Raw genomic sequence first — 14,034 nt, 5'->3', positions numbered from 1 at the left:
CATGGCCGCTGAGCCGCGCCGGCAATTGCGTTTCACTCCGCTTGCCGGCGGGTTCCTGACGAGCTTGCTGGTTGCCGTCGTCCTCTATCTTTTCGCCGAACCGGTGTTCGAAACGCAGCGCGAACTGTTCTTCGACAGCCTGACACAATGGATTCCCGCGCCGCAGTCGCCTGACATCGTGGTCGTCGACATCGACCGCCAGGCCAACCAATCGCGCCCCTGGGACAGGACGGCAACCGCCGAACTTCTGTCGCGGCTTGCAACGGCCGGCGCCAAGGCCGTGGCGGTCGACTTCGTCTTCAGCGCCGATTGCAACGCGACCAGCGACGGCAATACAGACCTCGCCTCCGCGCTTGGACGCGTTCCCGTCGTTCTCGGCTTTCTGATCGCCGATACGATCCAGGAGCGGCCACGGCCGGTACCGCCGCTGGCATTGAGCCGGCCCTTCACCCCACCCGAGCTCTGGTTCCTCGACGGCGCCGAAACCTCCTGTGCCGCGTTCATGGACCGTGCGAAGGCGGCAGCGGCCTCGTTTCTCGTTGGTGACGAAGACGCGCGGATCCGCCGGGTGCAGGCCTATGCCATCCTTGGCAACGACGCTTTTCCGACATTGGCGATCGAGGCGACACGACTGATGCGCGGAGCCGGCACGCCGATCCTCGGCGGCGAGCCAGCCTGGCTGCGCGTCGACGGACAGGTGATCGCGCTCGACGAAACCGGCAGCCTGCGCTTCGCCGCAAGCGCCGCGGACCGGCTCGCCGCCCGCACCGTTTCCGCCGCCGACGTTTTGTCCGGCAAGGCGGCACCGGACCGCTTCGCTGGCAAGCTCGTGCTCATCGGCAGCAGCCTGCCGAACCTCGGGGGCTTACGGCCCAGCGCCTCGATGCCGCTCGAACCCTCGGTGCAGATCCACGCGGATATCGCCAATGCAATCCTGACCGGATTCATACCAAAACGCGACGATCGACTTCCGCTCGCCGAAGCCGGCATCGCGTTTCTCGCCAGCCTCGCCGTTGCCTTCGCCGCCGCTCGCCTTCGACCGCTGGTATCGGCAACCCTTGGCCTCGGTGCGGTCGCCGCCGTCGTCACGGCAGCGGCGGTCATCTATGGCGTCAGCGGCTGGCTGATCGATGCGGTCGGCATTTCGGTCGCCCTCGCCGTCGTTCTCGCGGTGACGAGCGTCCTGCAATTTGCTCGGGTGCGGCGAGCCGAAGCGGCGGCACGGCAGAAATTCTCGCAGTACCTGCCGCAATCGGTCGTCGCCCGCTACATCGACAATCCCGGGCTTACACGCGTGGCCGGCGAGGAACGGCAGGTGACGGCACTCTTCACCGATATCGAGAGCTTTTCCTCCCTGTCGCAGAGGCTGAAGCCACGGGACCTCATTGCCTTGCTCGACATCTACTTTGCCGAGGTCAATGCGCTGGTGGCGGCACATGGGGGGATGGTCGACAAGGTGGTGGGCGATGCGGTGCACGCGTTTTTCAATGCGCCCGAGGATCTCCCCGAACATGTCGACCGGGCCATCGATTGCGCCAAGGCGATCCACGCGCTGACGGAAGAGATGCGCCGGCGTCCGCAGTTCGCGGCCAACTCTTTCGGCAGAACCCGGATCGGCGTCGAGACCGGACCGGCCGTTGTCGGTGAAGTCGGCGCCGGCGGCAAGCTCGACTACACGGCTCATGGCGACGCGATCAATCTGGCCGCGCGCCTGCAGGAGGCGAACAAGTTCCTCGGCACCGCCATCTGCGTCGGTCCCGCTGCCGCAGCGGAAAGCAAGCGGCCGCTTCGCCCCCTCGGCAGCCACGAGATCCGCGGCTTTTCGACGATGGAATTGTTCACGGTCGCGGACTGAGTCGACGGCTGGCCGCACGTCTCAGAACGGCTCCGGGAATAGCGAACCGTTTTGCGTCAATTCAACGTGTCAGGCCGACGCTGGCATAGGCTTCCTTGATACGCGGCTCGCCCCAGTTGACGGGCTCGCTCGGGGCTTCCCCACGGCGATGAAACTCCACCCCCTGCCCCGCAGCGACAATCCGGGTCACCCCGCCACGCGCGACCGAAACGCTTCCATGTTCGACGAAGACGGCAAATGCGGCTCGGCTCGGTCCGCAGAAGAATTTGGTGCCGCGCACGCCGATCATGCCGAAGGCGGTGCGGACCGCAACATCGACCTTCGGCAGACCCTCGGGCCGATCGAAGACCATGCGCCCTGTTCCGAGTTCGAGCGTGCCACCCTGACCGGCGATGAAGCTATCGACGAGCAGCTCGGTTTCGGCGCCGAGCAGCACGCGCGTGTCCGTGCCGAGGTGCAAGGTCGCGTAGCTCTCGGCATTCGTGTGCACGCGGTCGTTCTCGTAAAGCTGGCTACCGACCGTCAGCGGCTCGTCCTTTTCCGCCTGCTTCCGTCGCACATCGCCGCGGACCTCCGTTGCCTCGCCAAGTGAAGGGCTTGCCCAGGAGGTGGCGACACCGCCGCCGGCCGCCGTCAGCAACAGGCCACCAACGACAGCGCGTCGGCTCACCAGCATTTTGCGCATCGGCGCTGCCCGGTTTTCCATTGCCCCTCTCCCGTTTGAGCGTTGCGACATTCGAGGATAGCCCCGGCATTCCCGGATGCAAGCCGGCTCGCGTGCCGTGTCCCGATAATCGTCCAGCAGTTCGCCAGAGCTTTCGTTGTCGGGCTGTTACCCCCGGAACAGCCCGACCTGGCAGGCGCGGATAAGTTCACCGTCAAGAGAAGGGGAGAGCCTCATGGAAAAGCGCAGCACATCCGGTACCGGCATCATCAACGCACTGCTGCTGGCGGTCGTCAGCCTGCTGGCTGTCGCCGCGATCGCGCTTCCGTCGGCACGTGCTGCCGAGCTCTCCGCCGCCGACGTCTGCGACCGCGAGGCCGGCAGCATCTTCGACCTGCAGCGCAATCAGGCCTTCCCGGCCGTTGCCAACGAGGACATCAGGATCGGGGTCGCGCTTTCGGCCTGCCGCGAGGCCTATAACCAGAAGAGCGGCGCGCGCACCGAATTCCAACTGGCCCGTGTGCTCGACAAGGCCGGCCAGAAGGCCCAGTCACTGCGTATTCTCGGCGAAGCCGCCGAACACGGCCACGCACTGGCGATGACCAACTATGCCGTTCTCCTGGGCGAGCAGGGTGACACGACAGCCGAATTCGCGCTGAACCAGAAGGCCGCTGCTGCCGGCAATATTCTTGCCGCCTACAATCTCGGCGTTTCCTATCGTGACGGCATGGGCACGCCGGTCAACGGCAAGCTGGCGATCGAGTGGTTCGAACGGGCATCGCTCGCCGGCGACGACGTCGCCGCCTTCAACCTCGCGGTCATGCTGGACGAAGGCCAGCTGGTGCCGGAAGACAACAGCAAGGCCGCCAAATTCTACCGGTTGGCGGCCGACCGCGGCAATGTCGACGCCATGGTCAATCTCGGCCTGATGCTCGAGAACGGCGAAGGTATCGCCAAGGACATGCCGGCCGCCCGCAACCTCTTCCGCAAGGCTGCCAACGAAGGCGACGCGTTTGCCGAACGGAAGCTTGCGGAACTCGCCGGCGACGACACCTTCCAGACCGCCATGCTCGGCAAGACCAGCCGCATCAAGTAATCCAACACGCCTCCCAAGGGCCACGCGGGCCGGAGATATCAAGATCTTCGGCCCGTGTTTTCGTTTGAGAGGAGGAGATTGGGCTGCTTAGCGGATCTCGCCGGCCTGCGGCCCCCAGGTATCGGTGAGGGCAAAGCCATCGGCCAGCGGATCGAACGGATCGAGCGCCACCTGATGCAAGCCGAAGGTCCAGCCGCGGCCGGCAATCGTCGGGATGATCGCTTCGCGGCCGGCAACGGTCGTGACACCTTCGAGACCCACCTCAAATTCCGACCCGATGATCGAGCGCGACTTCAGGACGTCGCCGACCTTGACCTTGCCGCGTGCATGCAGCGTCGCAAGGTTAGCGGAGCTTCCCGTGCCGCAGGGCGAGCGGTCGACGCGGCCTGGCCACATCGTGGTGCAGGTGCGGATCGTGCCGTCGGCTTCGACATCGCGGAACATCACATAGGCGACGCCCTTGATCTCGGGGATTTCCGGATGGACGACAGGGATCGTGCGGTTGACGATATCCTTCAGGATCATGCCGGCTTCGACGATCTCGCGGGCGTTCGCCTTGTCGATCGTGGTGCCGATCTGGCCGACGTCGACCAGTGCGTAGAAGATGCCGCCGTAGCAGAGATCGAGCTTGATCTTGCCCCACTTCGGCGTGTCGACCTCGACGTCGAGCTCATGCACGAAGGACGGGACCATCGTCAGCTTCACCTTCTCGCAACGACCGTCGCGGCAGGTCGCGGTTGCCTTGACGAGACCGGAGGCCGTGTCGAGCATTACCACCGTCTCCGGCTCCTTCATCTCGATGATGCCGGATTCGAGCAGCGCGGTGGTGACGCAGATCGAATTCGAGCCGGACATGGCGTGCGCCTGGTCGGCCTGAAGAATGATGAAACCGGCATCGGCTTCCGGGCGCTTCGGCGGCACCAGCAGGTTAACCGAGCCGATCGAGCCGGAGCGCGGCTCGAGGCAGAGGAACCGGCGCAGGCTGTCGTCCACCGTGTTGATGTGGTTGAGCTGCTCGGCGATCGAGTTTCCGGGGATCTTCGGCACGCCGCCGATCGCGACCTTGCCGATTTCACCCTCGCAATGAACGTCCAGCAACTGGATCGTGCGCTTCCACCGCATGCCGTTTCTCCAACTCGCTTGCCATCGCCCCTAATGGCGATCATGGCTGATATATCAGATGCGCTTGCATTAGCGCTTTCCGGGAGCCGTCGCAAGGAAAACCGCCGGCGCGCTTGAGAGTCGCCCCGAAGTTGCCGCTTGACGCATCAAACGCCGCGCGACAGCTTGAGCCACCCGCGACGCAACCTTCTGGATCTCCATGACAAAGCTGATCATCTTCACCGACCTACACATGGTGCCCGAAGGCACGACGATCATCGGCCTCGATCCCTATCAACGCCTTGCCACCGGCATCGAACACGTCAACCGCTACCATGCGGACGCCGACCGGGTGATCTTCACCGGCGATCTCACCCACTACGCCGATCGCGCCTCCTACGAACGGCTGAAGCGGCTCATTGGTCAGGTCGTGCCGCCGGTCGCCATCACCATCGGCAACCATGACCGGCGTGAGGTTTTTCTCGACACCTTCCCCGACGCCGTGACGGACGAGAACGGTTTCGTGCAGCAGGCGATCGATTTCCCGGACTGCCGCGCCATCCTGCTCGATACGCTCTTTGCTCCGCCCTATGATTATCCGACCAGCCATGCGGGGCTGCTCTGTGCCAGACGGCTTGCCTGGCTCGACCGGCAGCTTGCCGATGCCGGCGACAAGCCGGCGCTCATCTTCATGCATCACCCGCCACACAGGACGGGCTTTGCCGGCATGGACATGATCCGGCTCGCCAATGAAGTCGAGTTCTACGATCTCGTCAAAAGGCATTCCAACGTCCGCCATATCTTCGCCGGTCACGTGCACCGCACGATCAGCGGTTCCAGCCGCGGCATTCCCTTCTCGATCTTCAAGAGCCCGGTGCACCAGCAGCCGATGCCCTTCGACGCACCCGACGCCTCCTTGTCCGTCGATGAACCGGCGGCCTATGGCATCGCCGTGGTGACCGACGATGGCGTGCTGGTCCATACCGAAGACTACGAGATCGCCCGCCGGGACGCCGCCATCGCGTGAGGGCCATTTCGGACCGCCGGCCTTCATGCTAGTTTGGCGCATGACCCAATCCACCGACGAGAGCTTCGACTGCCAAAGCTGCGGCGCCTGTTGTGCCTATTCGGCCGACTGGCCGCGCTTCTCGCTGGAGACGGACGAGGAGCTCGACCTGATCCCGGCCGAATATGTTTCCGTCGATCTCGGGGGCATGCGCTGCGAGGACGATCGTTGCTGTGCGCTCGGCGGCAAGCTCGGCGAACACGTATCGTGCAAGATCTACGCCATCCGCCCGATCGTCTGCCGCACCTGCATGCCCGGCGACGACGAGTGCCTGATGGCGCGCGAAAGGCATTTCGGCAAAGCGGCCTGATCTACAGCGCCGCGCGTCTTATCAGACGCGCAAAGGTCGCCGTAGCGCTTTGAATGGCTGGATGTTCTATCCTTAAATCGGCCAGGATTTCAGGAACCATGCAGTAAGATCATCCGGCAGTTTTGCTCACACTCCGTACTTCATGCGGCGCTGTGCCAGAGAGACGGTGAAACATTCCGCCAAACACGAAATTTGCCGGATGGATGTACGGCGGAAGGAAGCGTATTTTCCGCCCACGATCGGGGGCGCGCCGCGCCCTTGGAAACCGCTTCCCGGAGGATAGCGCTCGATGAGCCAGACACCGCTTCAGAAGACCACGACCGAGACCGGCGCGCCGCAGGCTCCCTTCGCCGAGTTCGCTCCGCCGGTGCGACCGCAGAGCACGCTTCGCCAGGCAATCACCGCAGCCTACCGTCGCCCGGAAACCGAGGCGCTGCCGGCACTCGTCGAAGCGGCGACGCTGCCTGCCGCAACCCGCCACGCAGCCGCCAAGACCGCGCGAAAGCTGATCGAGGCGCTGCGCGCCAAGCACAAGGGCTCGGGCGTCGAGGGTCTGGTGCAGGAATATTCGCTCTCGAGCCAGGAAGGCGTGGCGCTGATGTGCCTGGCCGAAGCGCTGCTGCGCATTCCGGACACGGCAACGCGTGACGCACTGATCCGCGACAAGATCGCCGACGGCGACTGGAAGTCGCATATCGGCGGCGGCCGCTCGCTGTTCGTCAACGCCGCCACCTGGGGCCTCGTCGTTACCGGCAAGCTCACCTCGACCGTCAACGACCGCAGCCTTTCCGCCGCGCTCACCCGCCTGATCGCCCGTTGCGGCGAGCCGGTCATCCGTCGCGGCGTCGACATGGCGATGCGCATGATGGGCGAACAGTTCGTGACCGGCGAGACCATCGACGAGGCGCTGCGCCGCTCGCGCGCGCTCGAACAGAAGGGCTTCCGCTACTCCTACGACATGCTCGGCGAAGCGGCGACGACGGCCGCCGACGCGGAGCGCTACTACCGCGACTACGAGACGGCGATCCACGCCATTGGCAAGGCTTCCGCCGGCCGCGGCATCTATGAAGGCCCCGGCATCTCGATCAAGCTTTCGGCGCTGCATCCGCGCTACTCCCGCGCCCAGGCCTCGCGCGTCATGAGCGAGCTGCTGCCCAAGGTGAAGGCGCTCGCCGTCATCGCCAAGAAATACGACATCGGCCTCAACATCGACGCCGAGGAAGCCGACCGCCTCGAACTCTCTCTCGACCTGCTCGAAGAACTGTGCCTCGACAAGGACCTCGCCGGCTGGAACGGCATGGGCTTCGTCGTCCAGGCCTATGGCAAGCGTTGCCCCTTTGTGCTCGACTTCATCATCGACCTGGCGCGCCGCGCCGGCCGCCGCATCATGGTGCGCCTCGTCAAGGGCGCCTATTGGGACGCCGAGATCAAGCGCGCGCAGCTCGACGGCCTCGAAGACTTCCCGGTCTTTACCCGCAAGATCTACACGGACGTCTCCTATATCGCCTGCGCCAAGAAGCTGCTGGCGGCGACCGACGTGATCTTCCCGCAGTTTGCGACCCACAATGCGCAATCGCTGGCGACGATCTACGAAATGGCCGGCAAGGACTTCAAGGTCGGCAAGTACGAGTTCCAGTGCCTGCACGGCATGGGCGAGCCGCTCTATGACGAAGTGGTCGGCAAGGGCAATCTCGACCGTCCCTGCCGGATCTACGCGCCCGTCGGCACGCACGAGACGCTGCTTGCCTATCTCGTTCGCCGCCTGCTCGAAAACGGCGCGAACTCCTCCTTCGTCAATCGCATCGCCGATCCGAAGGTCTCGGTCGACGAGCTCATCGCCGATCCGGTCGAGATCGTACGCGCCATGCCCGTCGTCGGCGCGCCGCATGACCAGATCGCGCTCCCCGACAACCTCTTCGGCGAAGCGCGCCGCAATTCCGCCGGTCTCGATCTTTCGAACGAAGCGGGCCTTATCTCGCTGACCGCAGCGCTGCAGGCCAGTGCTATCGTCGACTGGAAGGCCGTTCCCCAACTTGCAGCGGGCACCGCTTCCGGCGAAACGCGCGCCGTCGTCAACCCCGGCGACCACCGCGACGTGGTCGGCTCGGTCACCGAGGCTTCCGAGGCCGACGCCCGCCAGGCCGCGACCCTTGCCGCCAAGGCGGCCGCGAGCTGGGCTGCCGTCTCACCGTCCGAGCGCGCCGCCTGCCTCACGCGCGCTGCCGACCTGATGCAGGCGCGCATGCCGACCCTGCTCGGCCTCATCGCGCGCGAAGCCGGCAAGTCGCTGCCGAACGCCATTGCCGAAGTGCGCGAAGCGATCGACTTCCTGCGCTACTATGCCGAACAGACGCGCCGCACCCTCGGCCCGGCCCATAAGGCACTTGGGCCGATTGTCTGCATCAGCCCGTGGAACTTCCCGCTGGCGATCTTCACTGGCCAGATTGCCGCAGCGCTCGTTGCCGGCAACCCGGTGCTGGCCAAGCCCGCCGAGGAAACGCCGCTGATTGCCGCCGAAGGCGTGCGCATCCTGCACGAGGCCGGCATCCCCGCCGCCGCGCTGCAGCTGCTCCCCGGCGACGGCCGCATCGGTGCCGCGTTGGTGGCAGCACCTGAAATCGCCGGCGTGATGTTCACCGGCTCGACCGAAGTCGCGCGCCTGATCCAGGCTCAGCTTGCCGAGCGGCTTTCGCCGGCTGGCCGACCGATCCCGCTGATTGCCGAAACCGGCGGCCAGAACGCCATGATCGTCGACAGCTCGGCGCTTGCCGAACAGGTCGTCGGCGACGTCATCGCCTCGGCCTTCGACAGCGCCGGCCAGCGCTGCTCGGCGCTGCGCGTGCTTTGCCTGCAGGAAGACGTGGCCGAGCGCACGCTTTCGATGCTGAAGGGCGCGCTGCATGAGCTGAAGATCGGCCGCACCGACCGGCTGTCGGTCGATGTCGGCCCGGTCATCACCGCTGAGGCCAAGGGCATTATCGAGAAGCACATCGACGCCATGCGCGGCCTCGGCCGCAAGGTGGAGCAGATCGGCCTTGCGTCGGAGACCGAACAGGGCACCTTCGTGCCGCCGACGATCATCGAGCTCGACAAGCTCTCGGACCTGAAGCGCGAAGTCTTCGGTCCGGTGCTGCACGTCATCCGCTACCGCCGCGACGATCTCGACCGGTTGATCGACGACATCAACGCCACCGGCTACGGCCTCACCTTCGGCCTGCACACGCGCCTCGACGAGACGATCGCGCATGTGACGGCACGGGTGAAGGCGGGCAACCTCTACGTCAACCGCAACGTCATCGGCGCAGTCGTCGGCGTTCAGCCCTTCGGCGGGCGCGGCCTCTCCGGCACCGGCCCGAAGGCCGGCGGCCCGCTCTATCTCGGCCGCCTGGTCGCCACCGCACCGGTGCCGCCGCAGCACAGCTCGATTCATACCGATCCGGCTCTGCTCGACTTCGCCAAGTGGCTCGACGGCAAGGGCGCGAAAGCCGAAGCCGAAGCCGCCCGCACCGCCGGCAGCAATTCCGCGCTCGGCCTCAACTCCGAACTTCCGGGCCCGGTCGGCGAGCGCAATCTCTATGCGCTGCATCCGCGCGGCCGCGTGCTCCTGGTTCCAGCGACGGAAACCGGCCTCTACCGCCAGCTCGGCGCCGCCCTTGCCACCGGCAATACCGTCGTCGTCGATGCCGCTTCCGGCCTGCAGGCCTCGCTGAAGGACCTGCCGGCAAGCGTCGCCGCACGCCTCTCCTGGTCGAAGGACTGGGCAGCGGACGGCCCCTTCGCCGGTGCCCTCGTCGAGGGTGACGGCACACGGGTGCGCGAAGTCGGCAAGGCGATCGCAGGCCTGCCAGGACCGCTGGTTCTCGTCCAGGCGGCTTCGACCGAGGAGATCGGCAAGAACCCCGACGCCTATTGCCTGAACTGGCTGCTCGAGGAGGTCTCGACCTCGATCAACACGGCGGCTGCCGGTGGCAATGCCAGCCTGATGGCTATCGGCTGATCGAAGCCGAGGCCTCGGACAAAAAATGCCTCTCCCTCCTCAAGGGAGAGGCGATGGACGATTGGGCCACGCCGCTTGCCATGGGGATGGCCCGCACCTCTTCTCGTCATTTCTGTGCTTTCACAGAGATCTGTTAAATGCACACAAACGAGTCTCCTCAGGGCGCAGACGCGTCGGGAAAGTTCACTCCGACCCGTTCATCAGCCAAGCCCACGACCCACTCAAACCGTGGTGGCGCAATAGCCCTTAATCCGTTATCAGCAATGACAAAACGGAAGCGGCCATGTTCACCCTCAAGCGCACAGAAACGGCAAGCCAGGACGTCAAGAAGAGCCGGTTTCTGGCAATCGCAGCGCCGGTTGCCGACGAACAGGCAGCGAAGGACTTTCTCGCCTCCCACTCCGATCTAACGGCCAACCACAATTGCTGGGCTTGGCGCATCGGCCAGGCCTATCGCTTCAGCGACGACGGCGAGCCGAGCGGGACGGCCGGCAAGCCAATCCTTGCGGCGATCGACGGCCAGGAACTCGACCGGGTGGCCGTCGTGGTCACCCGCTGGTTCGGCGGCATCCTGCTCGGCAGCGGCGGTCTGGTGCGCGCCTATGGCGGCACGGCGGCGCTCTGCCTCAGGGCGGCGGAAAAGATCGAGATGATCGAAACCGTGCGCGCGACCGTCGCCGTCGATTTTTCCGACATGGCGCTGGTGAAGGCGCGGCTTCTTGCCCGCGACGTGACCATTGCCGGCGAGAGCTTCACGGACAAGGGCCCGGTCCTCACCGTCGATCTGCGCAAGGACGAGGCGGACGCGATCCTCGCGATGGTCGTCGATCTCAGCCGCGGCAAGGCCGTGGTCTCGGTGGACGATTGAGCCCGTCACCGTACGCCCAACATCACGACGCACAACAGGAGACAGCAGCATGAAGACGAGAGTTCTTGGCAAGACCGGCGCCACCATTTCCGAGATCGGCTTCGGCGCCTGGCAGATCGGCGGCTCCTGGGGCGATGTCAGCGAGGCGGACGGCAAGCGCGCGCTCCATGCCGCACTCGACGCGGGCGTCACCTTCATCGACACGGCCGACGTCTATGGCGACGGTCGGTCCGAAAAGATCATCGCGGCCGTATTGAAGGAGCGCGGCGGCGACGAGCCCTTCGTTGCGACCAAAGCCGGCCGCCGGCTCAATCCACATGTCGCGGAAGGTTATACGGGCGAAAACATCGAGGCCTTCATCGACCGCAGCCTCGCCAATCTCGGCGTCGAGACGCTCGACCTAGTGCAGCTCCATTGCCCGCCGACCGAGGTCTATTATCGCCCGGAGCTGTTCGGAGCCCTGGATCGGCTCGTCACCAAGGGCAAGATCCGCCAGTACGGTGTATCGGTCGAAAAGGTGGAGGAAGCGCTGAAGGCGATCGAATACCCTGGTGTGGCCACGGTGCAGATCATCTACAACATCTTCCGCCAGCGACCGCATGACATGTTCTTCGCCGAGGCGCAGAAGAAAAATGTCGGCGTCATCGTGCGCGTGCCGCTCGCCTCCGGGCTGCTTTCCGGCAAGATCACCCGCGAAACCGCCTTTGCTGCCGACGACCATCGCAACTTCAACCGGCACGGTGAGGCCTTCGATGTCGGCGAGACCTTTGCCGGCGTACCGTTCGAAGCGGCGCTGGAAGCTGTCGAGCAGCTCCGCCCACTGGTGCCCACGGGCGTGCCGATGGCACAGTTCGCGCTCAGCTGGATCCTCGAGCAGCAGGCAGTCTCGGTCGTCATTCCCGGCGCCCGCAACGAGGCGCAGGCGCAATCCAACGCCGCTGCCAGCGGGCTCGCCGCCATCGACGATCAAACCAAGGCCGCGATTGCCGCGGTTTACGAACGACTGGTCAAGGTTCATGTTCATCACCGCTGGTAACTGACGCCCCCGCCGACAGGCGAGTGCGATCAAGGGAGGCGCAGCCATGACTGATCCCTTCGATCTGCAACGGTTCATCGACGCCCAGGACCGCGTCCATGCCGCGGTTCTGGACGAACTCACCCGTGGCCACAAACGGACGCACTGGATGTGGTTCGTCTTCCCGCAACTTGCCGGTCTCGGCCACTCGCCGATGGCCGAGCGCTACGCGATATCGGGTCTCGAAGAAGCGTCCGCCTATCTGGCACATCCGACACTCGGCGCGAGGCTTCGGGAATGCACCGAACGCGTCAATGCGGTTGCGGGGAAATCGGCCCACGACATTTTCTCGAGCCCCGATGACATGAAATTCCGGTCATCGATGACCTTGTTCGCCGAGGTCGACGAAGCGGGAAGCCTGTTCGAGCAGGCCCTTGTACAGTATTTCGCGGGAGAGAAGGATCGGCGCACTTTGGACATCCTGGCGCAACGCCGTTGATATCCGGCGCTCAAGCCTTGGCGGGGCGCCGATTGGCGGCCGTCAGAGATTCGGTGTCGAGTTGACCAGGAAAAACAGGATCGTGAAGGCACATATCGAGAGGCCAGCGACTATCACCAGCAGTTCTTTCATCATGTAGCGATACATCCGGCACCTCCTTTCCTTCAGTGGCCTTGGTATCTCCCCGAATATAGGGAGTCATTGGGCCGATTCTCAGACACAGGCGTCAAAAGTTCGTGAAGGCGCTTCCGCTTCTTCTGATCCGGAGTCACCATCCCCCACAGGCTCCGAGACGGGTTCAACGCCTCCACGACGTATGCAAATTAAGTTATACTAATATATACTGTTTGTCACCTAACCACTTCGGAGGATTGAACAATTGCTCCTCCCGCCTTTCCGCGCGGCAGGAGAGGAGCATGCGGCCTGGAGGGGACGTCCTATGATCTTCGGCCCGCAATCAAATCCACCGGCGCGAAATTGCTGTCACTCAGGCGGGCTGGATTGAAGCGATTCGGGTACCACAGTAACGGTCTGTCCCCGACGATTGGCGAGGAGCCGCTCGGCTTCCTCGATGCCGCCTTGGAGATCGCCAACCGTCGTTATCTTGAAAAGGCTGACATCCAGATTGACGATGGTCTGAGCGATCTCCGACGAGATTCCGGTGATGATCGTCTCAGCACCCATGAGCCGGGCCGCCTCGACCGTCCGGAGGAGATAGTTTGCAACTTCGCGATTGATCCCCGCGACGCCGGTGATGTCGACCACGACCACCTGAGCGCGATACGCTCGGATTGCCTCGAGCAGCTGCCCGGTCAGCTGCTGAATGCGTCCTGTGTCGAGCGCGCCGATGATGGGGAGAAGCAGGAGCCGCTCGCGGAGCTTCATCACCGGGGTCGACAATTCCCGGATCGCTTCCTGCTGCTCGCGGATAACGCGCTCGCGCTCCTCGACGAAGCTCACTCCGACGGTGACCGAGATCCTGTTCGCGGCGGGCTCGTAGGCGTTGAGTACCTGGTTCAGTATCTGGGCGTCCTGGCCATAATTGGCGAACAGTGCGCGCGCGAGGACGTCGCGCAGGAGCAGGACGATGGAGAGCACCTCGTGGGTCTCGACGCCGCGTTCGACGATCCGCTCGGAAAGATCACGCGCGTAAGCCTGTAGCGCCTCCATGCTGCCTGTCTCGAGCGCGTCGACGTAGTTGTCGTAGACGGCGGACGCCTCGGAGACGATCTCCTCACGGCTCATTGCCTCAAGGAGGTGCGCGTCTGTGATGTAACGGACCCACTCTTCGCGCAGGGCCGCCCGGTTCTGCCGGAGGTATTCGACGAGCTCCTTTAGGAGGTCCTCGTCTTGCGCCGAGCTACGCCTTCGCACTTGGCCGGCCTCCGTCCCATCCTCTTTCATCTCATCCTCCTCGATGTCCGGGTTGCTGCGCGACCAACAGTCGACGCTCGTTATCGTTCCGGCCGGTTCGCGGTGAGTGCGCCTATGTGGTATGGTAAAAGCACTCGTCACCGTTCCGGCCCCTTCGCGGTGAATGCGCGCCCAGACGGCATCCTAGGC

General features: G+C 64.6%; 11 protein-coding genes and 1 pseudogene. 9 read left to right on the top strand and 3 right to left on the bottom strand.

Annotated features, from left to right (window positions below; translation table 11 throughout):
• The first annotated feature begins 1 nt into the window (after nt 1).
• The gene (locus QM996_RS00520; protein ID WP_500268835.1) at nt 2-1,855 is read left to right on the top strand and encodes a CHASE2 domain-containing protein; all 1,854 of its coding nucleotides are present in this window, start codon (nt 2-4) and stop codon (nt 1,853-1,855) included.
• 61 nt (nt 1,856-1,916) lie between these two features.
• Here the strand turns inward: QM996_RS00520 and QM996_RS00515 are convergent, their stop codons facing one another.
• The gene (locus QM996_RS00515) at nt 1,917-2,540 is read right to left on the bottom strand and encodes a FecR family protein (RefSeq protein WP_500270361.1); all 624 of its coding nucleotides are present in this window, start codon (nt 2,538-2,540) and stop codon (nt 1,917-1,919) included.
• Nucleotides 2,541-2,754: 214 nt separating this feature from the next.
• Here QM996_RS00515 and QM996_RS00510 point away from each other — a divergent pair.
• Both QM996_RS00510 and QM996_RS00505 read left to right on the top strand, forming a co-directional pair.
• Nucleotides 2,755-3,300: pseudogene (locus QM996_RS00510) on the top strand (SEL1-like repeat protein); the annotation flags it as partial.
• Nucleotides 3,277-3,615, top strand: coding sequence for a tetratricopeptide repeat protein (locus tag QM996_RS00505; RefSeq protein WP_500270360.1), 339 nt, complete (start codon nt 3,277-3,279; stop codon nt 3,613-3,615). The pseudogene QM996_RS00510 and the gene QM996_RS00505, both read left to right, overlap by 24 nt.
• Before the next feature lie 87 nt (nt 3,616-3,702).
• On the opposite strand, the gene QM996_RS00500 is transcribed toward QM996_RS00505, so the two are convergent.
• A complete protein-coding gene (locus tag QM996_RS00500) occupies nt 3,703-4,737 on the bottom strand; it encodes a proline racemase family protein (protein WP_034797259.1) in 1,035 nt (344 codons plus the stop codon).
• Nucleotides 4,738-4,936: 199 nt separating this feature from the next.
• Between QM996_RS00500 and spdA the strand changes: the two genes are divergently transcribed.
• The 6 genes from spdA (at nt 4,937) to QM996_RS00470 (ending at nt 12,471) form a co-directional block, all read left to right on the top strand.
• Nucleotides 4,937-5,743, top strand: a complete 807-nt coding sequence (spdA, locus tag QM996_RS00495) for a phosphodiesterase (RefSeq protein ID WP_500268834.1) — start codon at nt 4,937-4,939, stop codon at nt 5,741-5,743.
• A 40-nt stretch (nt 5,744-5,783) separates the two neighbouring features.
• Nucleotides 5,784-6,092: a YkgJ family cysteine cluster protein gene (locus tag QM996_RS00490; RefSeq protein ID WP_500268833.1), complete on the top strand. Its 309-nt coding sequence runs from the start codon at nt 5,784-5,786 to the stop codon at nt 6,090-6,092.
• Nucleotides 6,093-6,381: 289 nt separating this feature from the next.
• Complete coding sequence (gene putA / locus QM996_RS00485) at nt 6,382-10,089, top strand: bifunctional proline dehydrogenase/L-glutamate gamma-semialdehyde dehydrogenase PutA (RefSeq protein ID WP_500268832.1); 3,708 nt, start codon at nt 6,382-6,384, stop codon at nt 10,087-10,089.
• A gap of 283 nt (nt 10,090-10,372) precedes the next feature.
• A complete protein-coding gene (locus QM996_RS00480; RefSeq protein WP_500268831.1) occupies nt 10,373-10,957 on the top strand; it encodes an IMPACT family protein in 585 nt (194 codons plus the stop codon).
• 49 nt (nt 10,958-11,006) lie between these two features.
• The gene (locus QM996_RS00475) at nt 11,007-11,993 is read left to right on the top strand and encodes an aldo/keto reductase (protein ID WP_500268830.1); all 987 of its coding nucleotides are present in this window, start codon (nt 11,007-11,009) and stop codon (nt 11,991-11,993) included.
• Nucleotides 11,994-12,039: 46 nt separating this feature from the next.
• Entirely contained in the window at nt 12,040-12,471 is a 432-nt protein-coding gene (locus QM996_RS00470; protein ID WP_500268829.1) for a DUF1810 domain-containing protein, read from the top strand.
• Nucleotides 12,472-12,954: 483 nt separating this feature from the next.
• Here QM996_RS00470 and QM996_RS00465 read toward each other — a convergent pair whose 3' ends face one another.
• Nucleotides 12,955-13,875 carry an STAS domain-containing protein gene (locus QM996_RS00465; RefSeq protein WP_500268828.1) on the bottom strand — a complete coding sequence of 307 codons (921 nt, stop codon included), beginning with the start codon at nt 13,873-13,875 and terminating at the stop codon, nt 12,955-12,957.
• Nucleotides 13,876-14,034: the final 159 nt, after the last annotated feature.

The organism is Sinorhizobium chiapasense, from assembly GCF_045277575.1.
In the GTDB taxonomy this organism is placed as follows: domain Bacteria; phylum Pseudomonadota; class Alphaproteobacteria; order Rhizobiales; family Rhizobiaceae; genus Ensifer; species Ensifer chiapasense_A.
The sequence above is the reverse complement of the archived record's forward strand: the minus strand, read 5'-3'. Positions and strand labels throughout refer to the sequence as shown.

What these genes read in the sequence shown, in the direction of transcription:
- QM996_RS00490 (WP_500268833.1), top strand. Translation starts at nt 5,784, where the DNA reads ATGACCCAATCCACCGACGAGAGCTTCGACTGCCAAAGCTGCGGCGCC.
- QM996_RS00520 (WP_500268835.1), top strand. Translation starts at nt 2, where the DNA reads ATGGCCGCTGAGCCGCGCCGGCAATTGCGTTTCACTCCGCTTGCCGGC.
- QM996_RS00470 (WP_500268829.1), top strand. Translation starts at nt 12,040, where the DNA reads ATGACTGATCCCTTCGATCTGCAACGGTTCATCGACGCCCAGGACCGC.
- spdA (WP_500268834.1), top strand. Translation starts at nt 4,937, where the DNA reads ATGACAAAGCTGATCATCTTCACCGACCTACACATGGTGCCCGAAGGC.
- QM996_RS00500 (WP_034797259.1), bottom strand. Translation starts at nt 4,737, where the DNA reads ATGCGGTGGAAGCGCACGATCCAGTTGCTGGACGTTCATTGCGAGGGT.
- putA (WP_500268832.1), top strand. Translation starts at nt 6,382, where the DNA reads ATGAGCCAGACACCGCTTCAGAAGACCACGACCGAGACCGGCGCGCCG.
- QM996_RS00515 (WP_500270361.1), bottom strand. Translation starts at nt 2,540, where the DNA reads ATGCGCAAAATGCTGGTGAGCCGACGCGCTGTCGTTGGTGGCCTGTTG.
- QM996_RS00480 (WP_500268831.1), top strand. Translation starts at nt 10,373, where the DNA reads ATGTTCACCCTCAAGCGCACAGAAACGGCAAGCCAGGACGTCAAGAAG.
- QM996_RS00475 (WP_500268830.1), top strand. Translation starts at nt 11,007, where the DNA reads ATGAAGACGAGAGTTCTTGGCAAGACCGGCGCCACCATTTCCGAGATC.
- QM996_RS00465 (WP_500268828.1), bottom strand. Translation starts at nt 13,875, where the DNA reads ATGAAAGAGGATGGGACGGAGGCCGGCCAAGTGCGAAGGCGTAGCTCG.